Below are 23,501 nucleotides of genomic sequence, written 5' to 3'. Positions count from 1 at the left end.
GGCCGCCGCGCCGCCTGACCTCGCGGCGGCCGTGGGCCTGACATTCCGAGGTGCCGTTCCGTCGTACTGGTGAGCGCTTGAGATTCCACACCGAATGGAAGGGCCGGGGAGCGATGTCCGCGCAACGCGAGGTAGACGAAGCGAAGATCAAGCAGCACGTCGAGAAGATAATCGAAGGAATCCGAGCCAAGGATCTCGAGGGCCTGGAGCGGCTTTACTCGACGGATGTCGTGTCCTTCGACATCGACCCGCCACTGCAGCATGTAGGAGTAGCGGCGAAATTGAAGAACTGGGCGAACGTGTTCACGTTCTTCCAGGAAGTGAATTATGAGGTCCGCGACCTGGCCGTCACCGCGGGCGAAGACGTGGCGTTCGGGCACGGTTTCGGGCGGCTCAGCGGCACGCTGAAGAACGGGACGGCGACGGGCGGCATGTGGGTCCGGGCGACCTTCTGCTTCCGGAAGATCGACGGCGATTGGTCGATCGTGCACGACCAGATCTCCGTGCCGTTCGATATCGCGAGCGGCAAGGGAGTGGCGGACCTCGAGCCCTGACGAGTCGCAGAGGTCCGGGACGTCGCCGCGCCTCGGAAGGTCCCGGTGCCACACCGGCGCCGGGCGCCGAGGGTTCTGCTCACGCGTTGCGGATGACTTTGACGGCGCCGAAGATCCCGTAGCGGTGTACGCGGACGGTGGGTGCGTCGGGTCCGGCGGTTCCGCGGAATCGGCGTCGGCCGAGGAGGCCGGGGACGGCCAGTCCGGCGACGTCCACGTTGGCGTGGGCCGGCACGGTGATCTTGGTGCCGCCCACGAGGGAGATCTGGGTGACGGTCAGGTCGTGGTCGATCCGGCTCAGGTCCAGGTCGGCGCCGCCGATCGGGGAGATCGAGACGAAGCGCTGGGGGATCGACTGTTCGGCCTTGTGCTCGACGCCGCCGAGGACCGCGATGTTAAATGCCGTGTTCGTCATGTCCGTAACGTTAAAGATCCGCAGGTCAGCCCGTTAGTACCGGCGATCATGCTTCCCTGATGACAAAAGTCATCACCGCCTGTCGACGCCTCGAACGCGACGGCGGTCAGCGGATCCCCGCGATCCTGTTGCCGCTCACCGCTCGGACGGGCTCGGTGGACGGCTGGACGGTGGCGGTGACCTGTCCGACACGCTGGAGTTCCACCAGGAGCGATCGGGCTTCGCTCAGCAGCGTCTGCTGGCGCTCGATGCGGGCTATCTGTTCGTCGATGCGCTGCTGGGCCCGAGTGCAGTACACGATCTCGGACGTGTCCTCACGAGGGAGCATCACGACGATGTCGGTGATGTCCAGCCCGACGCGCAACAACAGTTTGATCTTCGCGATCTGCGCGATCGCGGTGTCATCGAACTCGCGGTATCCACGGCTGTCGCGGCGCGACGCCAGGAGTCCCACCGACTCGTAGTACCTGATCGAACGCGGGCTCGCTCCGGACCGCCGCGCCAGCTCCCCGATCCGCATCGCAGCCCCTCACGTCGCGCGCCGCCTGTCCACGGCGACGATACGCCCTGGGCTTGAGGTGACATCGATGTCAATCGTTAGCGTTCACCTCCCAACGCCCGTCATGGGGCGTCGGTTCCGGTCGTGAAGGAGGGGGTCGCCGGTGTCCGAACACGTTCGGTCCACCCGGGCGTTGCTGGCGTTGACCTGCGTCGGTCAGTTCATGGTGCTGCTCGACAACACCATCGTCGGTGCGGCGCTGCCCACCATGCAGGTCGAGCTGCACACCACCTTGACCGGTCTGCAGTGGATCGTGGACGCCTATGTGCTCGTTGTCGCGATGCTGCTGTTGGCCGGTGGCGTGTTCGCCGACCGGTTCGGTCGCAAACGCTGGTTCCTGACCGGCGTGGCGGTGTTCACGCTGGCCTCGCTCTTGTGCAGTGTCGCTCCGACGCTCGGCTGGCTGGTCGCCGCGCGCATCCTGCAGGGCGTCGGCGCCGCGGCGCTGAGTCCCGCGTCCCTCGCCCTGCTGGCCTCGGCATATCCGCGACCGCGGGAACGGGTGAAGGCCATCGGGCTGTGGGCGGGTCTGAGCGGCGTCGGCTTGGCCGCCGGCCCGGTGGCGGGCGGCGTCCTCACCGAGACGTTCGGCTGGCCCGGCATCTTCCTGGTCAACGTGCCGATCGGAGTGGTGTCGCTGCTGATGGGGATGCGGGTGCTGGGTGAGTCCCGCAATCCGGCGGCACCCACTCTCGACCTCGCGGGTCAGGCATTGTCGATCCTCGGCGTCGGCGCGCTCACCTTCGGTCTGATCGCAGCAGGTGACCACGGCTGGGGCTCCCCGCTGATCCTCGGCAGTCTCGCCGCGGCCACCGTCCTGCTCGCGGTGTTCGTCGCCGTCGAGGCTCGCGTCGCGACACCGATGCTGCCGCTACGGCTGTTCCGGCGGCGACTGTTCACCGTTTCCAACACCGCCATGACCGTGGTCGGATTCGGCCTGATGGGCTCGGCGTTCTTCTTCTCCCAGTTCTTCGTCTTCGTCCAGGGGCATTCGGTCCTGCGGGCCGGTATCGAAACCCTGCCCAGCTCGCTGGCCATGGTGATCATCAGCCCGTACGCGGGTCGCATCGCCGCCCGATTCGGCTTCCGCGTCGTCGTCACCACCGGACTGGCCCTCGCGGCGATCGGGCTCCTGACACTGTCCACGGTCCAGCACGCCACCGGCTATGGCGACGTGTGGTGGCGGCTGGCCGTCGTCGGCGTCGGCTTCGGTCTGGCGATGTCACCGCTGACCGGCGCGGCCGTGTCCTCGGCCGATCCTCAAGACGGCGGCCTGGCCTCCGGCGTCAGCAGCACCACCCGGCAGATCGGCGCCATCCTGGGTGTCGCGGTGCTCGGTGCCATCGCCCGCACCCGACAGACTCACGGTGCCACCTTCGAGACCGGACTCGACACCGCGTTCCTCGCCGCAGGCATCGTCACCGCGGCCGGCGCGATCCTGACGGGCCTGTGGCTCGCGCGGAAACGGCCTGCCGAACCGCCCGCGTCCCCGCGCACACCCGGCTCGGTGGAGTCACCAGCGGTCGGCCGATGACGTACGGCGTCCCCGAATCCCGCGCCCGCTGTGGGCGCCGGGGTTCGCGGTAGTGGGCTAGGGCTGGCGGCGTCGGTCGCGGGCGTAGACGACGCCCGGCTTTCCGTCGCCGGGGCTACGGCGGTCGAGCTCGAACAGCTCTATCGCGGCCATCAGCTCGCTCAGCTTGGGATAGCCGTAGTTGCGGGAGTCGAAGTCCGGGCGTTGCTTGATGACGATGTATCCGACGTTCGCGAGGTTGGCCCAGCCGTCCTCGTCGGATGCCGCCTCCACGGCGTTGCGGAGCTGGTTCAGCAGTCCGGCGTCCGCCATGAGGGCCGCGGCGGAGGAGGGCTCGGTGGGCACGGGCGTCTCGTCGGTGGGCGTGGCGGCGCGGTCCGCGTACGGAAGGTTCTCGATGTAGACGAACTTGTCGCATGCCGAGACGAAGGGCTTGGGGGTTTTGCGTTCGCCGAATCCGTACACGGTGAGGCCGGATTCTCGGATGCGCGCGGCCAGGCGGGTGAAATCGCTGTCACTGGAGACGATGCAGAATCCGTCGAAGCGCCCGGTATAGAGCAGATCCATCGCGTCGATCACCATCGCCGCGTCGGTGGCGTTCTTTCCGACGGTGTAGGCGAACTGCTGGATCGGCTGGATCGACTGGGCGAGCAGATGATCCTTCCAGCCCTTGAGGCTCGTTCCGGTCCAGTCGCCGTAGGCCCGTTTGACGTGGGCGGTGCCGTACTTGGCGACCTCGGCCAGCAGCCCATCGGTGATCCTCGGCCGCGTGTTGTCCGCGTCGATGAGGACCGCGAGCTTGGCGGCGTTCTCACTGACCATGCTGCTTCTCCTTGTCACGCCGTCGGCCGGCCCTTCTGGTCGTCTTCGTGCTCCGGACCGTAGAGCAGGGACCGGTCTTCGTACAGCGATACGGGTGCCTGTTGTGTCCTTATTCGGCGTAGACCGAACGTTCTTGAGCGTTCATTCCGACGCGTGAAGAGTTCCTCGCATGCCAGAGAGGACTCGAAGTATGAACGTACGACCGGGCCTGATCGCCGTCGGGTCGGCCGCCGCACTCGTCGGGGGGATCGCGCTGGCGGCGCCCGCGAACGCGCAGCAGCCGGCCGCCGCCAGGTACCGCTCGGCGCCGAGGTACATCGTCAACAGCGCGACCGGCCTGTGCATGACCGTGCACGGCGGGAGCAGGGCCAAGGGCGCCAAGGTCGATCTGTATCGCTGCGTCGGCGCGGCGAACCAGAAATGGACCCTCGTTCCCATGCGCGACACGCAGCAGATCGTGAACCTCAAGAGCGGCCTGTGCCTCGACGTCCTCGGCGGGCGGAAGGGCAACGGGGCGCTACTGGGGCAGTGGACCTGCAACGGGAAGTCCAATCAGCGGTTCCTCATCACCAGCATGGCCGGCGGCGGCTTCATGATCGTGTCCGCCGTGAGCCTGCGAGAGCTCCAGCCGAAGTATCACGACCGGCGCTCGAACAACCCGGTCCACCAGTGGGCCGCCAAGGGGAAGTGGGCCCGGTGGCATCACTGACCGTACGAGCGTCGGAAAGGGGACCCGCGGTGTCGGGACATCACATCAAGGCGCGTGTGCTCACGGTGGTCGCGCTCGGAGCGGCGATGGCCGGGTCGGCGGTGGGGCCGGCCTGGGCGGAACCCGGGTCGAAGGCGTCCCCGCGAGCGGTGCACGCCCTGTCGGGCCCGACCAACTTCGTGAACAGCGCGACGGGCCTGTGCATGACCGTCCACGGCGCCAGCAGGGCCAAGGGCGCCAAGGTCGATCTGTATCGCTGCGTCGGCGCGACGAACCAGAAGTGGACCATCCTCAGCACCACGGGTGTGCTCTACGAACTCGTCAACCAGCACAGCGGCATGTGCCTCGACGTACTGGGAGGCAGCAAGAAGAACGGCGCCAGGCTGGGGCAGTGGCCGTGCAACGGCAAGACCAACCAGTCGTTCCAACTGTACGGCGCCGCCGGAAAGCGGGACTTCTATCTTCTGGCGCCTCGCGGCAACAAGTACGTGCAGCCGAAGTATCACGATCGGCGTTCGAACAACCCGGTGCATCAATGGGGCAGCAAGGGCACCTGGGCCAAGTGGCATCACTGAGCTCCTCAGCCGAGACCGAGGAGGCCGATGCCGAGATCGGTCGGGCTGTGGCGCACGGTGTTGCGGTGCCGCACCGTGTGGATCAGGCCGGCTTCGCGGAGGACGGTGGCGTGTTCGCTGGCGCTCGCGGGGGCGACGCCGGCGAGGTCGGCGAGTTCCTTCGTTGAGCAGCCGGCGTGTTCGGCGATGACGTTCAGTACGGACGAACGGGTCTGGCCGAGGAGGGCCGCCACGGCGCCTCCCGGCCGGGCCCTGGCCGGTTCCGGAGTGAGGACGGCCATCCGGCGCAGGGGGTCGTCGCCGCACGCCGGATACGTGATGACGGGCTGGGGCTGGACCTCGTAGTCGATGATGGTGCGGTCGCACAACGCCGACGGATGCAGCAACACGCCTTGGCCTTCGAGCATGTGGTCGTGCTGAGCACCGTTCACCATCTTGATCTCCAGCACCGGTGGGTCCCACCGCATCCACCGTGGATTCGCCTCCGCCAGGACACGCTCCACGCCACCGGTGAGCCACTGTTGGGCCCGTACGGTGCGGTCCTGGGCGAACAGGCCTTCGATGTTCGCCCAGTAGGGGCCCAGCAGGTGGTCGTACAGCCCGCGAAGTTCGATCCCCACCTGCTTCAGGAGCGAGCGGTCATCGGCCAGTCGCTGGGTCCAGGACGGCACGGGCTGTACTTCGGCGATCGCGCTCATCTGCGCCCGGATCTCCGCGCGCGGCGTGGCGAGCACGCGGTCCGGTAGTTCTTCCGGATCCCCGGCGCACGTGGGAGGGAACAACGACTGCGCGTAACCGACCACGGGAACGAGTGACAGAGCCATTCGGGCGGACGCCGTCAGCCGGGCGTCGACGCTTCGCCGCCAAGCGTCCAGAGCCGCACGCCGAGTGCGGCTCTGCACCGCCCGCATGGCGATGTGCAGCTCGAGGAACGGCATCGCCTTGTCGGCTATACGTGTCCGCGCCAGGTCTTGCGCGGTGAAGTGGATGCGATAGGCCACGTCTTCCCCCAACCACGTGCGTTCTCTCGGGGAGCATCGGCTCGGCCGGACCGGGATTGAGAAAAGCAGCCCCATTCCGTGGAGAACATCGTGGCAAATACCGATCTCGCCCGCGCGGCTTCTCGGTCTACGGGTTGTGGACCGGGCCGTTCTCCGGTGGGCGGAGGCGGTCGCGCAGCTCGGCCTTGCGTACCTTGCCCAGCTCGTTGCGGGGCAGCGCGGCCACGCACTCGAGGCGGGTCGGGAGGTACCACTCCGTCATGCCCGTACCGAGAAGGTGCGCGCGCAGGTCGTCGAGGGTAGGGGCGGGACCGGTGGGGACCACGAAGGCGCACACGGTCTCCTCGCCGCCGGGGTTCGGCCGGCCGACGATGGCGACCTCGGCGACGGCGGGGTGGCGCAGCAGCTCGTCCTCGACCTCCAGGATCGGGATCAGGAGGGGGCTGCCGATCCGGTCGGCGTCCCTGGAGAGGTAGCGCAGGCCGCCGCTGCCGTCCTCGCCTACCAGGTCGCCGGTGTCGTACCAGCCGTCCGTGGCCGCCGGGTCCCACGTCGGCCGCCGGTCGTGCAGCCGGAAGGTGCCCGCGCACACCGAGGGACCGCGTACGTAGAGCCGGAACGCCCGGTCCCCGGCGGTCGGCTCGTCGGCGACCAGGCGGATCTCGCAGCCGGGAACGGGGCGGCCGATGCTGTGGCCCGTCCAGTCGGGCGGGTCGTCGACGGCGGTCGCGGTGATGCCGCCCGTCTCCGTCATGCCGAAGCCGTTGACGAGGCCCGGGGACAGCCACCGGTGGACCGGGGCGACGAGCGAGACGGGGAGCGGGGCCCCGGTGCTGATGATCAAGTGCAGGCAGGGCAGGGGGCGGTGGTGCCGCCGCTGGGCCTCGACGAGCCTGGCCAGCATCATGGGCGCGCCGAGGAAATGGGTGACGCGGTGCCGGGCGAGCAGGTCCAGCCAGACGTCCGGGTCCCGGGTGTCGGCGAACACGGAGCTGCAGCCCGTGACCAGGGGCATCAGGACGTTCGTCCGCATCCCCACGGAGTGGGTCAGGTTCGCCGGCGTGGCCGTCCGCGGCTCCGGGATGTCGCGTACGGCGCGGTGCCTCGGCCGGGTGCAGGCGTACTGCGTGTTGGCGGTGTGGAGTACGCCCTTCACCTCGCCCGTCGTCCCGGACGTGAACAGCACCAGGGACACCTCGTCCGGCCCCCGGGCGACGCGCGCCCGGGGACGGGAGTCGGACCCGAGGAGGTCGGCGAACGCCAGCGAGCCGGTCGCCGCCGCGTCGCCGAGCACCACGCGGTGGCGCAGCCTCGGCAGGCGGGTGTCCAGGTCGGCGAGGAGGCGGGCGGGGCGCGCGGTCTCCCATCGGTCGACGACCACGCACGCGTTCGCCTCGGTCCCGGCCAGGATGCGCTCGACCTCACGCGCCCCCAGGGTCGCCATCATCGGCACGGCGATCAGCCCCGCGTCCAGGCACGCGAGGCCGAGCGCGGCGGCTTCCCACCAGTTCGGGAGCTGGTAGGCGACCACGTCACCGGGGCGCAGCCCGAGGTCGCGCAGCCCGGCGGACAGCCGGTCGACGTACGCCGCCAGTTCGCCGAAGGTCACGATGACCTCGCGTCCGAGGTCGCGGCGCCAGTTGACGAAGATCGTACGGTCGGGCAGGTCCGCGGCCGCGGTCCGGAGATCGTCGACGAAGGACTCCCGGCGCCACCGGCCGCCCGCGTAGTACGGCCCGGCCCGCGAGGACGGCGGCTTCAGCGACGCGACCAGGTCGCGCATGCCGTGGCCGGGGTGCGACCGCCCGTTCATCGGACCGCCGTGTGCTCGTCGGAACCGAGAGGGCGCAGCGTGAGCAGCCGCCGGCGGCGCCGGGACGCCATCCGGCGGAACGCCGCCGTGTCGTTGAGGTGCGGGAACGGCTCGTCGGGCCTGGGAACGCCGAGGAACTCGCACAGCGGCCCCCAGCCCTGGCCGACGTCGTACACCAGGAGCCGATGATCGGGTATCACCGCCTGTACGTGGGCGTTGTGCCATTCGAAGACCTGGAGGGCGAAGTCGGGGTCGCCGAAGCGGGAGCCGAAGGTGCCCTCCCAGATCACCCGTTCGCACATCCGGCGTCGGACGCGGAGCCCCGCGCAGACCATGTCCTCCAGCCACATCGCGAGGCCGTGCCATCCCGGCTGCCGGTGGCTGGAACGGTAGATCGTGTCGCGGACGCTCGCGTACCAGCGGACCGGGTCGCGCACGGTGAGGATGACCGGTGCCTGCCGGTAGACGTCCGCGAGTTCCTGCCAGAAGAAGCACGAGGGCCAGTCGACGGTCGCGCGGTAGCCCGCCAGGAGGTCGTCCCACGCGACCGGTTCGCCGCGAGCGGCCGCTTCCCACTCGTGGATCCGGTCGAGGTCCCCGCCGAGCGAGGACATGTGGTGACAGGGTCCGTGGCCTAGGCGTTCCAGAGCCACTTTCAGTGAGTACGTGCCAGTCCGTCCGAGTCCAGCCCCGATGACCTTCAGCATGTGTCACCCCCCGTGCTGTACGGCTCTTCTGTGTGAAATCTCCTAGTTTGAGATTGATTGTCTTAATCTTCGAGACATGTTCTAGAGTCGCCGACCATGAGGTCCCCCAACCCCTGGGCCTTGATCGGCCTGTTCCTCGCCGTGGCGGTGGCCGGATGCGTCGCCGTGTTCGCGCTGTCCGCGCGGCCGTGGGCGGTGCTGGCGGTGCTCGCCGCCGGGATCGCGGCCGGAACCATCAACACGATCGTCGGATCGGGATCGCTGATCACTTTCCCCACGCTGCTGGCCGTGGGGCTGCCGCCGATCACGGCGAACGTCTCGAACAACATCGGCCTGGTGCCCGGCGGCGTCACCGGCGTGCTGGGGTACCGGGCCGAGCTGGCGGGCCAGCGCGGCCGGCTCGCCCGGCTGGCCCCGGCCTCGGTGCTGGGCGCGCTGGTCGGCGGGCTGCTCCTGCTCAACCTGCCCGAGCAGGCCTTCACCGCGGTGGTGGTCGTGCTGATCGGCCTGTCCTGCGTGCTGGTGCTGACCCAGCCCATGATCAGCCGCCGGCTCGCCTCCCGGCCTCGGCGGGCGCACGGCGGGCCCTGGCTCCTGCTCGGCGTGTTCGCGGGCGGCGTCTACGGCGGCTATTTCGGCGCGGCGCAGGGCGTCCTGCTGGTCGGCCTGCTGGGCATCTTCCTCGACGAGGAACTGCAGCGTGTCAACGCCGCCAAGAACCTGCTGACGATGCTCGTGAACGCGACGGCGGCGGTCCTGTACATCTGCGTCGCGAAGGTCGACTGGTGGGCCGTGCTGCTCGTGGCGCTGGGCTCCATGATCGGCGGCGTCCTCGGCGCCAGGGTGGGGCGCAGGCTGCCGCCCGCGATCCTGCGCGGAGTGATCGTCTGTGTGGGCGTCGCGGCCGTGATCAAGCTCGCCAGCGGCTGACAGGCGGTGGACCGCCGGCCGTCCCGGCCGGCTCATCGATCGGCCTGCCTGCGTCGGATCAGGCGGTGCGGCCGACGATGCCGGCGGACCTCCTCCGCGGGTTCTTCGCCGTCGATGGGGGTGGGCTCGGTGGTGGGCCGAATGCCGGTCGTGCGCCGGAGCAGGGCCCACAGGTGGTGATTGACCTCGGCGGCGCGCTCGAGGGTCAGCAGGTGCCCGGCGCCGGGGATCACCGCGAGATCGGCGCCGGGGATCTGCGCGGCGAGGGCCTCGGCGTGCCGCATCGGCGTGATGAGGTCCCGGTCGCCGACCATGACCAGCACGGGCACGCGGCCGAGCGCGGGCAACGCGGTCCGCTTGTCGTACGCGATCAGCTCCGCGTAGAAGTCGGCGATCACCTCGATGGGGACGGACGCCATCAGCCGGGCGGTCACCTCGGCGACCTGCTTCGACACGTGGGCGCCGAAGAGGTACGAGCGGGTCAGCAGGAAGGACATCCCGCCGAGCGGCCGGCGCGCGGCGTCCACCAGCCTGGCCTGGTGGCGGAGCGTGCTCAGCGTGACGGGGACCATCCGGTGCAGGACCCGCGCGGTGCGTTCGGGGAGTCCGATGGTGACGGAGGACAGGTCACCCGAGGAGGTCGAGGCGAGCAGCACACCGACGATCCGGGAGCCGAACAGCTCCGGATGCGCGTCGGCGAGCCCGAGGATCGCCATGCCGCCCATCGAGTGGCCGACCAGGACGACGGGGCCCCGCGGCGCGGTCTCCTCCAGCACCGCGAACAGATCGCGGCCGAGCTGGTCGATCGTGGCGTTCGGCGGAGATCCCCAGCCCGATCGGCCGTGACCGCGCAGGTCCCAGAGCACGACGCGGATCCGGCCGGCCAGCGCGTCGCGCTGGAGGTGCCAGCTCGTGGAGTTCAGCAGGAATCCATGGCAGAACACGACGGTCACCTTCGCCCCACGGGCCTCGCGCACCTCGACGTGGAGCCGGACTCCGTCGTCGGCCGTCACCGTCAGGGTGCGGAGGTCACCGGGTACCGGAGCCCGGGTCTCCCGCGTCTCCTCGGGAGATCCGCTCATCCACCAGCTGTGTCTGCTCAGGACCTTGGTGATTTCCGCGAATGACATGGCCACCTCCGCCCGTTGCCGCTCCCAGCTTTTTACGGTGGCCCCTAACTCCAGTTTGAGTCATGGTGAAGGTATTTTCAAAGGCAGGGGCCCTGTCGAAGGACCTCACGACGGTCCCGGGCCGGCCACCGACAGCCGGCCGTCCTCCTCGACGACCTCCGTCCCGAACGCCGCGCAGGCGGTGATGAACCGATCCCGGATCCAGGCATGGTCGGTGCCGGTGGCGAGGCGGGTACGGGCGTACTCCAGGGTGAGCGGGGACGCCCTCAGCCCGGTGATCGCGGACCCGGCGATGGTGACGAGGAAGACCAGACCGAGGTCGTTGCGCAGGGCCGGGTCCACGGCGTAGTCGTCGACGAGATCCCCGAGGTCGTACAGCACACGGCCGGACATGCCGTGGAAGACGTGCGCGGAGTGCCCGGCGACCAGGGTCGCCCCGGCGTCGACCAGCGCTCGGGCGGCGGCTCGTACGTAGCGCGGGGGCTCCGTGGTCATGTTGGGGCCCCAGTGCGCCAGCACGAGCACGCGGGCGCCGTCGGCGGACAGTTCGCGGATCCGGCCGGTGAGCCAGTCCGGGACCTCGCGGCGCAGGTCCGCGTACGCGACTCCGGGCCGGTTCTCGCGGGCGGCGAATTCGGCGGGATGGTCCGTGACGCCGAGGACCGCCACCCGCCCGTCCACGGTGTCGAACAGGGCCGGCTCCCGCGCCCGGCGTACGTCGGGACCCGCCCCGACGACCCGGATCCCCACCCTGGCCAGGTGGCCGAGCGTGTCCGTCAGCGCCTCGGGGCCGTAGTCGAGCGCGTGGTTGTTGGCGAGCGTCACACAGTCGATCCCCAGGTCGGCGAGGGTCTCCGCGGCCGCCGGCGGCGCGCGGAAGTGGAACGGTTTTCCGGGGGCGCGCCACGGCTCGCCGCGGGCGGAGACGCAGCACTCGAGGTTGACCATGGACAGGTCGGCGGACCGGAAGATCTCCCGCACCTCGTCGGCGAACATGCCGTACGGGCCGCACGCCGCGATCCGTTCCGCGACCCCGCGTCCCAGCATCGTGTCGCCGCCCAGGGCGACCGTCATGGTCACACCGAACTCCCGCCTCCAGGATGGCCGGGGCGACCGCGCCCGGCCAAGGGACCAAGGTCCCACGGCCGCGATCACCCACCGAGGTCACCCGACCGAGACCCGCCGCGATCGTCCACCGAGGTCGGCGGTCGTCCACAGCCTGTGGACGGAGTCGTACTCTTGGACCCATGCCGGAGCTGCCCGAGGTCGAGTCCCTCGCCGCCTTCCTCCGCGAGCACGCCGTCGGGCGGGCGATCGCACGGATCGACGTGGCGGCCATCTCGTCACTGAAGACGTACGATCCGCCGATCACCGCGCTGAACGGTCTCACGATCACGGGGGTCGACCGCCACGGCAAGTTCCTCGACCTCGACGTCGACGGGATCCACCTCCTCGTCCACCTGTCCCGGGCCGGCTGGCTGCGGTGGAAGGACGCGCTGCCGCCCGCGCCGCCCCGCCCGGGCAAGGGCCCGCTCGCCGTGCGGGTCCACCTCGACGACGGCTCCGGGTTCGACCTCACCGAGGCGGGCACCCAGAAGCGGCTCGCGGTGTACGTCGTGCGCGACCCCGCGGAGGTGCCGGGCGTCCGGTCGCTCGGCCCCGACCCGCTCGGCGCGGACTTCACGGTGGAGACGCTGAGGAAGATCCTCGACGGGCGGCGCACCCAGATCAAGGGGCTGCTGCGCGACCAGAGCGTGATCGCCGGAATCGGCAACGCCTACTCCGACGAGGTCCTGCACGTGGCGCGGATGTCGCCGTTCAAACTGGCCTCGAGCTTCACCGACGAGGACGTCACGACGCTGTACGACGCGATCGTCCACACGCTCGGCGAGGCGGTCGAACGCTCCCGGGGCGTGGCGGCCAAGGACCTCAAGGGCGAGAAGAAAGAGGGCCTGCGGGTGCACGGCCGGGCCGGACAGAAGTGCCCGGTCTGCGGCGACACGATCAAGGAGGTGTCGTTCGCCGACTCCGCCCTGCAGTACTGCCCGACGTGCCAGACCGGCGGCAAGCCCCTGGCGGACCGCCGGATGTCCCGCCTGCTCAAGTGACCGGCGGCCCCGTGCCGCTCAGCCTGCGGGCGGCACCGGGCCGAACAGCGCGACGAGGTTGCCCCACCGCTTGATCTCGCAGCCGTTCTTCCGGTTGAACTGCGCGTCGATCTTCTTGCCGGTCCAGGTGCCCGTGACCGTGGCGGTCTGCGGGCCGCCGAAGATCTGGGTGCACATCTGGCCCTTCGGCGTCGGCGCGAACGGGTCCTGCCCCTTCGCGGCCGCCGCGGCCAGCGCCGCGCACGCCTGGTCGGCCTTGGGCAGGGTCCCGCCCACGGGATCGCAGGTGAGCGTCCAGGTCTTCGGCGCCGACGTCTCCGACGCGCGTACGGTCACGGTCAGCCGGGTCCCGGCCGCCGACCCGGTCGGTGCGGGCGCCGTCGGGGAGGCCGTCGGCGCCGGGGTGCCGGGCGCCGCCGACGCGGTGGGGGTCTCGGAGCCCTTGCTCGGCGCGGCCGTCGCGGAACCGTCCCCGTTCTTGCAACCGCCCAGCGCGAGGGCGGCGACGACGATGCCGGGGATGGCGAGGGTCGCTGGTCGCAGTCTGGATGGAGATTGCCTCATGACGATTCGACTCCGGGCGATGGCTCGTGGTTCCTTTGACGTGTGAACTCTTTCAGGGAACAGATTCCCGCCGTGGAGGTCGCCAAGGTCCCGGACGACGCGTTCCTGCTGGACGTGCGCGAACTGGACGAGTGGAAGGCCGGCCACGCGCCCCGAGCGGTGCACATCCCGCTGAGCCAGCTCGGCGCCCGCGCCTCCGAGGTGCCCACCGGTGAGGACATCTTCGTCATCTGCCGGTCGGGGGCTCGCTCGGCGTCGGTGGTCGCGGCGTTCAACAACGCCGGCTGGAAGACGGCGAACGTCCAGGGCGGCATGCACGCCTGGGAGGCGGCGGGCCGTCCGATGGTCAGCGAATCGGGCGGGGAGCCATACGTCGCCTGACGAGGTACATTTACGGCGGAAAAGTTAAGACCCGCGGGAGCTCGGACCAAGACCGGGCTGAGAGGGCGGCTTCACAGGTGCCGCCGACCGCTCGAACCTGACCGGGTAATGCCGGCGTAGGGAGTGTGCCTTGAGCGCCGCCGTCGAAGAGCGATCGTCTGACAACGAGGCCCCGTACACCCTCGACCAACCCGCACCGAAGGTCCTCAGCTTCTGGGACCAGAGCGCGTTCTGGGCGAACCTGGGCGTGAGCCTTCTCGCCTTCTCCGGGGCGTACACGGTGCTCGCCCCGGACGCCCAGGGCACGCCCCGGCTCCCCATCGTCGCCGGGATCCTCGCCATGGTCGTCGGCACCGCGATCGGCGGGATCATGCTCGGGCTGGCCGCCGTGCCCGGCACCCGCGCCGGCGTTCCGGCGATGATGCTGCTGCGCGGCCTGTTCGGCACCCGCCTGTCGTACGTCCCCACCGTGCTGAACATCCTGCAGATGGTCGGCTGGGGGACGTTCGAGCTGGTCACGATCGCGGGCGCGGCCAAGGAACTCGCCGGCGGCGGCCCGCGCTGGGCGTACGTGGTCGTGGCGGGCGTGATCACGACCGTGCTGACGCTCTGGCCGCTCGGCTCCGTGCGGGTGCTGCGCCGGTACGTCACCGTCGCGGTCGTCCTCGCCCTCGGCTACTTCTACGTCCAGCTCGCCCGGCAGCCGCTGCCGAACCTCACCCACGGCTCGTGGAGTCACTTCTGGATCGGCGCGGACGCCGCGCTGGCCGTCTCCATCTCCTGGGTGCCGATGGCGGCCGACTACACGCGGCACTCGCGCTCCGAGCGGGCGGCGTTCGGCGCCGCGAGCGTGGCGTACGGCCTGACGCAGGTCGTCGCGTACGTCCTCGGGCTGCTGGCGCTCGCGCTCGTCGCCGGCGACTCCTCGAAGGTGTTCGGCCCGTTCCAGCACGTGGCCCTCGGCACGCTGTTCTTCGCGGTCTTCGTCCTGCGCGAGGTCGACCAGTCGTTCGCGAACGTCTACTCGACCGCGGTCTCGATCCAGAACCTCGTGACCCGCGCGGACCGACGGGTGCTCACCGTGGTGCTGGGCGCCCTGACGACGGTGCTCGCGCTCGCGCTGAACATGGACAACTACTCCGGCTTCCTGACGCTGATCGGGTCGGTGTTCGTGCCCATGCTCGGCGTGCTGGCCGTGGACTTCTTCTGCTTCACCGGGCGGCGCGGCTGGGACGTCTCCGACCGGGCGCCCGCCCGCTGGGGGATGATCGTCGCCTGGGCGGCTGGCATCGCGGCGTACCAGCTCATCAACCCCGGCCAGGTCGGCTGGTGGTCCCGCCTGTGGACGCACGCCCAGAGCGCGCTGCACTTCACCCCCTCGGACTGGATGAGCGCCTCATTGCTCTCCTTCGCCGTCGCCGCGGCCGTCACCGCCCTGATCGGCACCATCCACCGCCGCCAGACCACCGCCTGAGGCGTACCGAAGACACCCAGTTCCCCCGAACCCAAGGGCCAGAACTGTCCATAAAGCCTGAAGGCTCGTGGGTTCACCGTGAGGGCCCTTCAGTTCCCGCGAACTCGGGGAATCTGTCCGGGTTCCCCAAATTCAGCAATACCGAAGGGTCTTCCGGCTCGAACCAGGTGGGACTCGTCATAAGGAGATTACGTGCCTGGGCCAGCGGCTACGGCTATCGGGAGACATCGCGGGAGTTGTACCCCTGCAGGTGCGCCGGATGTGCCGATCCGGCCGGTACGAACTCGCCGATATTCCAGCTGATGATCCGGTGCGGGTGAAGGTGGAGCGTTTCGTGGCTGAAGCCGGGAATGAGCGGAGGGTCTTGGGAGACGATCTCGATCCGACCGCGTATCTCGATCCCTCGTCCGGTCTGGCCGATCGGGTTGGGAGTCTCGGCCTGATCGTCAACCACGAAAGAGACCCTGGGGTCAGCCTTGACGTTCCGGAACTTCTGGCTCTTGGACAGCTCGGGGCCGCCGATCTCGATTATGCCGCTGTCGGGGTTGACCCAGAAGGCGACGGGGTGCGCCTGCGGGGCGCCGTCTGGCCCGATAGTGGCCAAACGTCCGAGCGGATGCTCCGTCAGGTACTCCAGCTCGGCATCGGTGAAGGTCATGCATTCAGCCTAAAACCTGAACCAAAGTTGAGGTCAAGGGCCTTAAGCCACCCGCATCGATTTGCCCACACGGCGGCTTTCGATGTCGTCAGCCGGGGTTGGGAGCTGGCGAGTCGAGTCAATCGGACGGACAACGGCGAGGCTCGTCGACCCTCCGGCTCATACATCGACCTGCTCTGTCAGAGATCACGAGCCATGGTCGCGAACCCCCGACGAATTGCCAGAACCGTCACCTAGATGGGCTCAACGCACGGTGACTGACGACCATGGCCGAGAAACAAGACCCCGCCAGTTCCCCCGAACCCAATGGCCAGAACTGTCGAAAGAGCCTGAAGGCTCGTGGGTTCATCGTGAGGACCCTTCGGTTCGCACGAACTCTGGGCTTTCATCGGGTCCAGCCCAAGTAAGCCCAAAACCCACACTGGGATGATCTTGGATTGTGGGGTTCGCAGCGGGAACAGCCGATCAGTCGTTCGCCGACACCGCGCGGTGTGGAAACCGAACGGTCCCGTCCGGATCACCGGACGGGACCGTTCAGGGGCGTGCTCCCGGCGATGGGCGGTTCGATTCGTCAGCCGATGCCGTACGCGTCGATCACCGTCTGGTCGATGAGACCTGGGATCCGCGTGCGCAACGACACGTGCCCAGACGCCGGGTTGGGGACGGAGGCGGTCCACTGGCCGCTGCTCGTCTGGACGGCGATCGGTTTCCAGGTCGCGCCGTCGTCGTATGACGCCCAGAGCTGCGGCGTGCCGCTCGCGGATGGGTCTAGTCCATCCGGTACGAGCGTGATCGTCTGCGGGGTTCCCGCGTGAGCCCGGTTGTCCGCGTCGAGTGTCGTGCGGTAGCGGACGGCTGGCAGGGTGATCTTTCCGCTGTCGCCGACCGTGAGGTCCCATACGACGTGCTGGCGGGTGGCCAGGTCCGACCAGGGTGCCGCACGCCGCGCGTCGACGGTGAGCTGGTATTTGCCTGGGGCGGGCTTTTTCCAGGTCCGTTCGAAGCCGGGCTGGTCGGCGGTCTCCACGACGGTTCCTGTGGCGTCGCGTAGTGTCGAGGTGCCGGTCGTGTAGGAGTACGGTGCCGGGCCGCTCTCCAGATCGGGGCCGGACAGCATCGGGACATCGAGCACCGCGCCGCCTGCGTCGTTGAGATCGAGGTAGCCGGCCGCGGGGCCGAATGGAGCCGCGTTCCACTGCCGGCTGTAGGACCCCGCGCGCGGGAAGACGTCCTGGCGTCCGAAGCCGTCGAGGTTGCCGCCTGCGAATCCGCAGTCGGCGGTGGTGACGCCCTCGTCGCTGCTCCAGGTGAGTCCCGGGGTGAAATACTCGACGCGGCTCGCGGGCAGTGCGCCGATGCCGGCGTAGAGCCCGGCCTGCAGGCCGATGCCCCAGTCCACGGCCGCATGTGTCCCGGCGCAGGCGGGGCCGCCCTCACTCGCGTAGTCGGTTCGTACGGCGGCCAGATCCTTGGTCCGTACGCTCAGTCCCGGATCGGCGGGGATGTCGTCGGCGGTGGTCGCGACGTTGTAGATGTAGGGACTGCCCGTCTGGGCGCCGTTTCGGGTCAGGCGTGCCTGAAGGCGGTAGGTCAGACCGGAGTCGGCCGCCGTCGGCGTGACGTACAGGTCGTTTCCATCGAGCACGATGTCCGCGTCGCCGCCTTCCGGCGAGACGATGACGGCGACCGAGGTCGGCCGGGCGTCCTGCCGGTCGACCGCGACCCGTACCGGTTTTGCCATGCGGGCGTCCAGTATGAGGGAGGCGTCGCTGGTGATGGAGACCTTCGCCAGGTAGATCAGGGTGGTCGACGTCCCGCCGCCCGGTTCGGCGGTGATCACCTGGGTGGTCACCGCGTACTTCCCGTCCGGTACAGAGGTCTCGCCGTGCCCGTTCGTCAGCGCCGCCGAGGAGTCATCTCCTCCGTCCAGTGAGATGAGGTCCACTACGCCGTCGTGATCGTCTGTGGGCGGCTGCCCTGCGCGGTCGAGCACGTCGAGCGTCAGCGTGTGCGTACCGGCGGCAGGCGATCTCGCAGGTCGCGGCGCGGAATGCTGGAACGTCTTGCCGGTCACCACGTCTCCGCGTACGAAACGTCCTGGCGGATTGTGCGCGACCACCACGGGTGCCGCGTGAACCGCCTGCGGGGCCATCACGCCGAGCGCAGGCAGCGTCAGCGCAGCGGCCGTGAACGCCTTTTTCAGAACCATGTCTTCTCTCCTGTTGTCGATCCGGCCGGGCTCAGGGGCGCTGTCCGGGCCGGTCGACGACGCCGGCGGCGAGACGGCTGATGAGAACGTCGATCGCGCCCTCCTTCGTCGTGGCCGTGCCACCGGACCAGATCTCGGTGTGGTCTTTGATCGCGACGTTCCGCTGGCCCAGGTACGCGTAGGTCGCCGGGTCGAGCAGGAGCTCCTGGTTCAACCAGCCCTCAGTGACGTGGGAAACTGCCAGCACCGGTCGTCCGTCGACGTCGACCGCCTTCCGGTCGACCGTCACGTCGGGGAGCTTGGCCACAGCACGGAAGATCGCGGCCTCCTGCGCGGGAGGCATGACGCCGTTGACCAGCATGGAGTTGAAGATGCTGAAGGCCACGGCGTCGTGGTCTGTCTTCTGGCCGGGGCGTTCCTTCCGCGGACCGGACGCTACGGCCTCGTTGCGCACCCAGGCCAGCAACGCGGCCGGGTTGCGCGGCAGCGCCTTGAGGGTGGCGTAATCCGTACGCGGCTGACCCCCCACGGGGCTGACGGCGATCTTGCCGTTCTCCACGGTGGCGACTTTCGTCCCGTCGGCGCGCGTCCATGTCCGGCCGACTCGCGTCTTCAGCGGTGTCCCGGCCGTCTGGACCTGACCATTGATCGGTTTGCCCGGAGACTGGTATCGCACCTCGACGTAGACCCACTGGTCGTTCCGTGGTGCGGTGAAAGGCCGGGCCTGCGCGGCGTCGGCAGCCTGGTCCAGCACGTAGGCGACCGGGGCAGCGGACACACCCGGGGTGCTGGGGCGGTGTTCGCCGCTGTGGGCCGGGCCGTCCACGTACCCGGCCACGGTCACGCCCGCCGCGATCGTGACAGCCAGGGCGCCGACCGCCGCGAGCCGGAAGCCCACCCGCGGCAGCCTGAACCGGCGGACCGGTGCAGGGGCCGCCAGCGGCGCGGCGGCGGCGCGCTCGAGCAGGGCCGCCCTGGCGGCCGAGTGGGCGGCGTCGGAGGGCAGATGCCCCTGCCGCACCGCGCGCAGAACCTTCATGTCGTCATCCATCGGTCAACGGCCCTTCTCTGTGGTCGGTTCGGTCTTTGTCAGTACGGCGCGCAGCTTCTTGCGGGCCCGGTGCAGCCGCACGCGCGCCGTCGCGGCCGGGATGCCGAGAGCCTCCGCTGCCTCTTCGCAGGTCAGCTCAGCCCACGCGACGAGCAGCAGCACGTCCCGGTTCTTGTCGGAGATCTCGGCCAGCGCCGCCATCAGCGGTCCCCGGTGGGCCTGGGCGTCGAGCCGGCCCGTGACGCGGTCCGCGTGGCCCTCACTGATCTCGGTGACATCCGTACGGGCCAGCGCCCGGTACTGGCGCGCCTCGGCCCGCCGATGTCGGGCGATCAGGTTCACCGCGATCCCATACAGCCAGGGCCGGGCGTCCGGACGGGACAGGTCGTAGCGGTCCCGCCGATCGAACGCGATCATGAAAGTCTCCGCCGCCACGTCATCGGCCGTGCTCCGGCCCAGCCGCTCCGCCGCGAAGCCGTAGATCTGGGGGTAGTAGCGGTCGAAGACCTCGGCGAAACACTCGGGCTCCCGCCAGGACCGCTCGATGACCACGGCGTCACCGGCTACATCCGTCGATAGCGCGCGCGTCACCACGGCCATGTCCGAATCCTTCGAATCATCGTCTGCCTTCCGCGCAGCGTGCATGAACGCCCTGATTCACCGATCGGCACAAAACCGTTTCATCGGTCGATCGAAGCACCGCCACGTCCGGCTCGACAGCGTGAACCAACCGACGGTTTCCGCTGCTCGCAGCGGCTGCAAGTTCAGATAACTTGTGTGATCCACCACCCGGGCTCACCGAGACACGGCCGCAGAGACCGCGTCAGGACTGTCCGGACCTCCGACGACCAGCCACCCCTCCGCGCAGCGTCTCGGCTACCAGCTCCACGAACCTCGATGCACAAGCGCCAAGCGCCTAAGCAGTGTGTCGGCCTGCTCGGCGGGCATCTGTCTACTCCTTCGGCCGTCGTCCTTCCGCGCTGGCCGGTGCGTAGGCGGGGGCGCCTCGCATAAACGGTCCTTTGCCAGAGCAAGATCAACTGGGCCTGGTCATCGACGATGTGACGGATGAGGGCGAGCGGATCCGGGTGCGGGCTCGTAGCCGGCAGGTGCCCGTGCCGTGCCCGGGATGCGCCGTCCAGACCGCGCGTGTCCACGCCTGGTGCGAGCGGGTCGTGGCCGATGTCGCCCTCGACGGGCGGCCGGTGGTGGTGAACGTGCGGCTGCGCCGACTGGCCTGCCGCGATTGGCGGTGTCCCCGGCGGACGTTCCGGGAACAGGTGGCTGGGGTGCTGGAGCGGTACCAAAGACGAACCGTGCGCCTGGCCGCCCAGGTCGCCGCCGTGGTGCGGGAGTTAGCCGGCCGGGCCAGCGCCCGCGTGTTGCCCGCGCTGGGGGTACCGATCTCTCGCCATGCCGCGCTGCGGGCGCTGCTGGGTATCGCGCTTCCGCCGGTGCTAACGCCGCGCGTGCTGGGCGTGGATGACTTCTCGTTACGGCGTTCGCGCACCTACGCCACCGTCTTGATCGACGCCGAGACGCGCCAGCGGGTCGATGTCTTGGCCGACCGCAGGTCCGACACTCTTGCCGCGTGGCTGCGTGAGCATCCGGGCGTCGAGATCGTCTGCCGGGACGGCGCCGCCGGCTACGCCGACGCCGTGCACCAGGCGTTGCCCGCTGCCCTGCAGGTCGGGGACCGGTGGCACATCTGGCACAACTTCGCTGAGGCGGCCAGAAAGGAAGTGGCGGTTCACAGCGGTTGCTGGGCCAGCGTCTCCCGAGTGCGCAAACTCAACGGCGGAACGACCACCACCCTCGCCCGGTGGCACCAGGTCCACGACCTACTCGACGCCGGTGTCGGTCTCCTCGAATGCGCCCGGCGGCTGAACCTCGCGCTGAACACCGTCAAACGCTACGCGCGAATCCCCGAGCCCGCCCAGGTGCGGCGGGCGCCGCAGTACCGTCCCACCCTCGTCGACCCACACCGCGAGTACCTGCATAAATGCCGGGCCGAAGACCCCGCGGTCCCCGTCCTTCAGCTTCTTCGCGAGATCTGCGAACGCGGCTACACCGGCAGCCAGAACCTCCTCTACCGCTACATCACCCAAGGCCGCGTCGAAGAGGACCGGCCCGCCATCTCACCCCGCAGGCTCGCCCGCCTCCTGCTCAGCCGCCCCGACACCCTCCGGCCCGACCAGCAAGAACTCCTGGCCAAGACCACCAGCGCCTGCCCGGAGATGAGTCGGCTCGCCGCCTTGGTCCGCGGCTTCGCCCAGCTCCTCACCCCCGCCGACGACAACGCCGGCCGGCTACAGGAGTGGACCAGCACCGCGGAAGAGGCGAACCTGCCCCACGTCCACTCCTTCATCCGCGGTCTGCGACTCGACCAAGACGCCGTCCACGCAGCCCTCACCAGCGAACACCACAACGGCGGAACCGAAGGCGTCAACACCAAGACGAAGCTGATCAAACGGCAGATGTACGGCCGAGCAGGCTTCCACCTGCTACGCCACCGCATCCTCCTCCAGTAGCTCACCCTCGGTTACCACCGAAAGAGCGACAGAGCCGAAAACCGTACAGTCCCCTTCACCCAGCCGTCTCGGTGCAGGGCGGTGATGAGGGCGTCGACGAGCACGGGATCGAACTGCGTGCCCGGGCGGGATCAGCCGGTGGCGGGGATGGGCTTGTCGAGCATCGTGCAGATGGCCGCGGTGACCAGGTCGTCCTCGGCCGTCCCCGCCGCGGTGTCGGTCTTGAGACCGAAGTGGGTGGTGCTCAGTACCGAGACGGTGCGCCGTCCCGACGAGTCGGTGTAGTTGTCGCTGCGGTATCCGGGGAGTGCGCCGTCGTGCCCCCACACGGTGCCGCACGGGGTGTGGACCTCTTCCAGGCCCAGCCCGTAGAAGCGGTTCAGTCCGTTCTCCTCGTCCTCCTGGGTGGTGACCCGCATCTGGGCGAGCAGTGGCTTGGGGAAGAGCCGGCCGGACATCAGAGCCTTGTCGAACCGGGACCAGTCGCTCGTAGTGGAGACGATGGAACCGGCCGCCCCGTCCCACGACTGGTCGATCCCGGTGACGTCGACCCGCTCGCCGCGGGCCGGTCCGACGAAACCGAAACCCGCCGGCGTACCGGGCGGCAGGATGGGCGCGAGGTGCGCCGCGTCGGGCTCATACCCGTGGGCGAACCGGCGGTCGGCGGGGTCGGGTGCGTCGGTGGACAGGTAGGTGTGCCGAAGCCCCAGCGGCCCGGCGATACGGTGCTGGATCAGATCCGCCACGCTGTGTCCGGTGACCTTCTCCACCAGCAGGCCGAGCGCGATGTAGTTGGTGTTGCTGTAGGTCCAGCCCTGACCGGGCGGGAACTCCACCGGCAGCCTCGTGCCCACGGCGAGCAACTGCGCGGCCGTGGGCCGCTCCGTCTGCCGGCCGGTCATCAGCGCCAGCGCCTCGGGTTCGTACGCGTAGTCGGCCAGGCCACTGGTGTGGTTCAGCAGCATCCGCACGGTGATGTTCCGGCCGTTCGGAACGGCTCCGGGAAGCCGATTCTGGATGGGATCGTCCAGCGCGACGCGGTGTTCGGCGACGAGTTGCAAGACCAGCGTCGCGATGATCGTCTTGGTGTTCGAGCCCATCCGGAACTCGTCGTTCTCGGCCAGTGCGTGATCAGGGATGCTCCACGAGGCCTGCCGGACGATGTTGACGACCGGGCCGTGCCCGTCGTCCACCCGGACGATGACCCCTGGGACACCGGCGGCCGTGGCCTTGTCGGCGCTCTCGAACAACTGCCGGGCCAGCGACGCCTGCGCGGTGTCTCTTCCGCCTCTGTGCACCTGCGCCGACGCCGGACCGGCCGCCACGAGACCGACACCGAGTGCCAGCCCCAGCACCGCCGCCATCCGCCGGGAGCCGGTCGAGCCGAGCCCCTTGATCTTCCGTCGTGCCACGCCGGTTCTCCTTCGAGTGCGGTCGTCCATGTCGAAGAAGCTAGAGGCCACCGTGATGCGCTTCGATAGGGCGACGCCCCCGTTGATGGTGGTGCCGGCACCACCCCCGGCGCGCAGGGCACACCGTGCATCGGCGGCGGCTGTGGACTATCGGGAGCGTCCATGCCGCGCCCGCGAGCGGTAGCGGCCGGTCGGCCTTCCTGCGCAGCGATCAGCAGTCGAGAGTGCCGAATAGCCGGGCGCAGCGGCCGTACGGCGGTCATCATGGGTGTACGGAGCGCGGGGAGGCGATCACCATGGCGCAGTGTGAGCACGACTGGGTGCAGACGGCCCCCAACCAGAAACGATGCCGTAAGTGCGGATT

General features: G+C 69.4%; 23 protein-coding genes and 1 riboswitch. Of the genes, 9 read left to right on the top strand and 14 right to left on the bottom strand.

The window, feature by feature from the left end:
• Window positions 1-113: 113 nt before the first annotated feature.
• A complete protein-coding gene (locus AB0L00_RS23810; RefSeq protein ID WP_364438021.1) occupies window positions 114-554 on the top strand; it encodes a nuclear transport factor 2 family protein in 441 nt (146 codons plus the stop codon).
• Window positions 555-633: 79 nt separating this feature from the next.
• On the opposite strand, the gene AB0L00_RS23805 is transcribed toward AB0L00_RS23810, so the two are convergent.
• Both AB0L00_RS23805 and AB0L00_RS23800 read right to left on the bottom strand, forming a co-directional pair.
• A complete protein-coding gene (locus AB0L00_RS23805) occupies window positions 634-969 on the bottom strand; it encodes a hypothetical protein (RefSeq protein ID WP_364438019.1) in 336 nt (111 codons plus the stop codon).
• 106 nt (window positions 970-1,075) lie between these two features.
• On the bottom strand, window positions 1,076-1,489 hold the full coding sequence (locus AB0L00_RS23800) for a MerR family transcriptional regulator (RefSeq protein WP_364438016.1): 414 nt from the start codon (window positions 1,487-1,489) through the stop codon (window positions 1,076-1,078).
• A gap of 142 nt (window positions 1,490-1,631) precedes the next feature.
• Between AB0L00_RS23800 and AB0L00_RS23795 the strand changes: the two genes are divergently transcribed.
• Window positions 1,632-3,062 (top strand): MFS transporter, encoded by a 1,431-nt coding sequence (locus AB0L00_RS23795; RefSeq protein WP_364438013.1) that lies wholly within the window; start codon window positions 1,632-1,634, stop codon window positions 3,060-3,062.
• A gap of 57 nt (window positions 3,063-3,119) precedes the next feature.
• Here the strand turns inward: AB0L00_RS23795 and AB0L00_RS23790 are convergent, their stop codons facing one another.
• Window positions 3,120-3,884, bottom strand: coding sequence for an NYN domain-containing protein (locus AB0L00_RS23790; protein WP_364438011.1), 765 nt, complete (start codon window positions 3,882-3,884; stop codon window positions 3,120-3,122).
• Between the two features lie 190 nt (window positions 3,885-4,074).
• Between AB0L00_RS23790 and AB0L00_RS23785 the strand changes: the two genes are divergently transcribed.
• Both AB0L00_RS23785 and AB0L00_RS23780 read left to right on the top strand, forming a co-directional pair.
• Window positions 4,075-4,593: an RICIN domain-containing protein gene (locus tag AB0L00_RS23785; RefSeq protein WP_364438009.1), complete on the top strand. Its 519-nt coding sequence runs from the start codon at window positions 4,075-4,077 to the stop codon at window positions 4,591-4,593.
• 29 nt (window positions 4,594-4,622) lie between these two features.
• Complete coding sequence (locus AB0L00_RS23780) at window positions 4,623-5,168, top strand: RICIN domain-containing protein (protein WP_364438006.1); 546 nt, start codon at window positions 4,623-4,625, stop codon at window positions 5,166-5,168.
• A gap of 5 nt (window positions 5,169-5,173) precedes the next feature.
• On the opposite strand, the gene AB0L00_RS23775 is transcribed toward AB0L00_RS23780, so the two are convergent.
• From AB0L00_RS23775 to AB0L00_RS23765, 3 genes are all read right to left on the bottom strand, one after another.
• Window positions 5,174-6,169 carry a winged helix-turn-helix domain-containing protein gene (locus AB0L00_RS23775; RefSeq protein ID WP_364438004.1) on the bottom strand — a complete coding sequence of 332 codons (996 nt, stop codon included), beginning with the start codon at window positions 6,167-6,169 and terminating at the stop codon, window positions 5,174-5,176.
• 127 nt (window positions 6,170-6,296) lie between these two features.
• Entirely contained in the window at window positions 6,297-7,982 is a 1,686-nt protein-coding gene (locus AB0L00_RS23770) for an AMP-binding protein (protein ID WP_364438001.1), read from the bottom strand.
• Window positions 7,979-8,689: a sulfotransferase family protein gene (locus tag AB0L00_RS23765; RefSeq protein ID WP_364437998.1), complete on the bottom strand. Its 711-nt coding sequence runs from the start codon at window positions 8,687-8,689 to the stop codon at window positions 7,979-7,981. Before AB0L00_RS23765 ends, AB0L00_RS23770 begins: the two co-directional genes overlap by 4 nt.
• Window positions 8,690-8,785: 96 nt before the next feature.
• On the opposite strand from AB0L00_RS23765, the gene AB0L00_RS23760 reads away from it, so the two are divergent.
• A complete protein-coding gene (locus AB0L00_RS23760) occupies window positions 8,786-9,619 on the top strand; it encodes a sulfite exporter TauE/SafE family protein (RefSeq protein WP_364437995.1) in 834 nt (277 codons plus the stop codon).
• Window positions 9,620-9,651: 32 nt separating this feature from the next.
• Here the strand turns inward: AB0L00_RS23760 and AB0L00_RS23755 are convergent, their stop codons facing one another.
• Entirely contained in the window at window positions 9,652-10,749 is a 1,098-nt protein-coding gene (locus tag AB0L00_RS23755) for an alpha/beta fold hydrolase (RefSeq protein WP_364437993.1), read from the bottom strand.
• Window positions 10,750-10,854: 105 nt separating this feature from the next.
• Entirely contained in the window at window positions 10,855-11,823 is a 969-nt protein-coding gene (locus tag AB0L00_RS23750) for a CapA family protein (protein WP_364438468.1), read from the bottom strand.
• Between the two features lie 173 nt (window positions 11,824-11,996).
• Here AB0L00_RS23750 and AB0L00_RS23745 point away from each other — a divergent pair, with 173 nt between their 5' ends.
• Window positions 11,997-12,857, top strand: coding sequence for a DNA-formamidopyrimidine glycosylase family protein (locus tag AB0L00_RS23745; RefSeq protein ID WP_364437990.1), 861 nt, complete (start codon window positions 11,997-11,999; stop codon window positions 12,855-12,857).
• 18 nt (window positions 12,858-12,875) lie between these two features.
• Here AB0L00_RS23745 and AB0L00_RS23740 read toward each other — a convergent pair whose 3' ends face one another.
• On the bottom strand, window positions 12,876-13,421 hold the full coding sequence (locus AB0L00_RS23740; protein WP_364437988.1) for an SSI family serine proteinase inhibitor: 546 nt from the start codon (window positions 13,419-13,421) through the stop codon (window positions 12,876-12,878).
• Window positions 13,422-13,463: 42 nt separating this feature from the next.
• Here AB0L00_RS23740 and AB0L00_RS23735 point away from each other — a divergent pair, with 42 nt between their 5' ends.
• Both AB0L00_RS23735 and AB0L00_RS23730 read left to right on the top strand, forming a co-directional pair.
• Window positions 13,464-13,802, top strand: a complete 339-nt coding sequence (locus AB0L00_RS23735; protein ID WP_345366506.1) for a rhodanese-like domain-containing protein — start codon at window positions 13,464-13,466, stop codon at window positions 13,800-13,802.
• Window positions 13,803-13,825: 23 nt separating this feature from the next.
• A riboswitch (TPP riboswitch) is annotated at window positions 13,826-13,942 on the top strand.
• Window positions 13,933-15,276: a cytosine permease gene (locus tag AB0L00_RS23730; RefSeq protein WP_364437985.1), complete on the top strand. Its 1,344-nt coding sequence runs from the start codon at window positions 13,933-13,935 to the stop codon at window positions 15,274-15,276. It overlaps the preceding riboswitch by 10 nt.
• Before the next feature lie 214 nt (window positions 15,277-15,490).
• Here the strand turns inward: AB0L00_RS23730 and AB0L00_RS23725 are convergent, their stop codons facing one another.
• From AB0L00_RS23725 to AB0L00_RS23710, 4 genes are all read right to left on the bottom strand, one after another.
• Complete coding sequence (locus AB0L00_RS23725; protein WP_364437982.1) at window positions 15,491-15,934, bottom strand: PPOX class F420-dependent oxidoreductase; 444 nt, start codon at window positions 15,932-15,934, stop codon at window positions 15,491-15,493.
• Between the two features lie 571 nt (window positions 15,935-16,505).
• Window positions 16,506-18,143, bottom strand: a complete 1,638-nt coding sequence (locus AB0L00_RS23720; RefSeq protein ID WP_364437979.1) for a hypothetical protein — start codon at window positions 18,141-18,143, stop codon at window positions 16,506-16,508.
• Window positions 18,144-18,174: 31 nt separating this feature from the next.
• Complete coding sequence (locus tag AB0L00_RS23715; protein WP_364437976.1) at window positions 18,175-19,182, bottom strand: CU044_5270 family protein; 1,008 nt, start codon at window positions 19,180-19,182, stop codon at window positions 18,175-18,177.
• Between the two features lie 15 nt (window positions 19,183-19,197).
• Entirely contained in the window at window positions 19,198-19,794 is a 597-nt protein-coding gene (locus tag AB0L00_RS23710; protein ID WP_364437973.1) for an RNA polymerase sigma factor, read from the bottom strand.
• Between the two features lie 422 nt (window positions 19,795-20,216).
• Between AB0L00_RS23710 and AB0L00_RS23705 the strand changes: the two genes are divergently transcribed.
• Window positions 20,217-21,725: an ISL3 family transposase gene (locus tag AB0L00_RS23705; RefSeq protein WP_364437970.1), complete on the top strand. Its 1,509-nt coding sequence runs from the start codon at window positions 20,217-20,219 to the stop codon at window positions 21,723-21,725.
• Window positions 21,726-21,856: 131 nt separating this feature from the next.
• Here AB0L00_RS23705 and AB0L00_RS23700 read toward each other — a convergent pair whose 3' ends face one another.
• Entirely contained in the window at window positions 21,857-23,137 is a 1,281-nt protein-coding gene (locus AB0L00_RS23700) for a serine hydrolase domain-containing protein (RefSeq protein ID WP_364437967.1), read from the bottom strand.
• Window positions 23,138-23,501: the final 364 nt, after the last annotated feature.

This window comes from Actinoallomurus sp. NPDC052308, from assembly GCF_040679195.1.
GTDB lineage: Bacteria > Actinomycetota > Actinomycetes > Streptosporangiales > Streptosporangiaceae > Actinoallomurus > Actinoallomurus liliacearum.
This window is presented reverse-complemented; position numbering and strand designations above follow the sequence as displayed.

Coding starts and splice junctions, on each gene's coding strand:
- AB0L00_RS23810 (WP_364438021.1), top strand. CDS start 114: ATGTCCGCGCAACGCGAGGTAGACGAAGCGAAGATCAAGCAGCACGTC.
- AB0L00_RS23805 (WP_364438019.1), bottom strand. CDS start 969: ATGACGAACACGGCATTTAACATCGCGGTCCTCGGCGGCGTCGAGCAC.
- AB0L00_RS23800 (WP_364438016.1), bottom strand. CDS start 1,489: ATGCGGATCGGGGAGCTGGCGCGGCGGTCCGGAGCGAGCCCGCGTTCG.
- AB0L00_RS23790 (WP_364438011.1), bottom strand. CDS start 3,884: ATGGTCAGTGAGAACGCCGCCAAGCTCGCGGTCCTCATCGACGCGGAC.
- AB0L00_RS23785 (WP_364438009.1), top strand. CDS start 4,075: ATGAACGTACGACCGGGCCTGATCGCCGTCGGGTCGGCCGCCGCACTC.
- AB0L00_RS23770 (WP_364438001.1), bottom strand. CDS start 7,982: ATGAACGGGCGGTCGCACCCCGGCCACGGCATGCGCGACCTGGTCGCG.
- AB0L00_RS23765 (WP_364437998.1), bottom strand. CDS start 8,689: ATGCTGAAGGTCATCGGGGCTGGACTCGGACGGACTGGCACGTACTCA.
- AB0L00_RS23760 (WP_364437995.1), top strand. CDS start 8,786: ATGAGGTCCCCCAACCCCTGGGCCTTGATCGGCCTGTTCCTCGCCGTG.
- AB0L00_RS23755 (WP_364437993.1), bottom strand. CDS start 10,749: ATGTCATTCGCGGAAATCACCAAGGTCCTGAGCAGACACAGCTGGTGG.
- AB0L00_RS23750 (WP_364438468.1), bottom strand. CDS start 11,823: ATGACGGTCGCCCTGGGCGGCGACACGATGCTGGGACGCGGGGTCGCG.
- AB0L00_RS23745 (WP_364437990.1), top strand. CDS start 11,997: ATGCCGGAGCTGCCCGAGGTCGAGTCCCTCGCCGCCTTCCTCCGCGAG.
- AB0L00_RS23740 (WP_364437988.1), bottom strand. CDS start 13,421: ATGAGGCAATCTCCATCCAGACTGCGACCAGCGACCCTCGCCATCCCC.
- AB0L00_RS23725 (WP_364437982.1), bottom strand. CDS start 15,934: ATGACCTTCACCGATGCCGAGCTGGAGTACCTGACGGAGCATCCGCTC.
- AB0L00_RS23720 (WP_364437979.1), bottom strand. CDS start 18,143: ATGGTTCTGAAAAAGGCGTTCACGGCCGCTGCGCTGACGCTGCCTGCG.
- AB0L00_RS23715 (WP_364437976.1), bottom strand. CDS start 19,182: ATGAAGGTTCTGCGCGCGGTGCGGCAGGGGCATCTGCCCTCCGACGCC.
- AB0L00_RS23710 (WP_364437973.1), bottom strand. CDS start 19,794: ATGGCCGTGGTGACGCGCGCGCTATCGACGGATGTAGCCGGTGACGCC.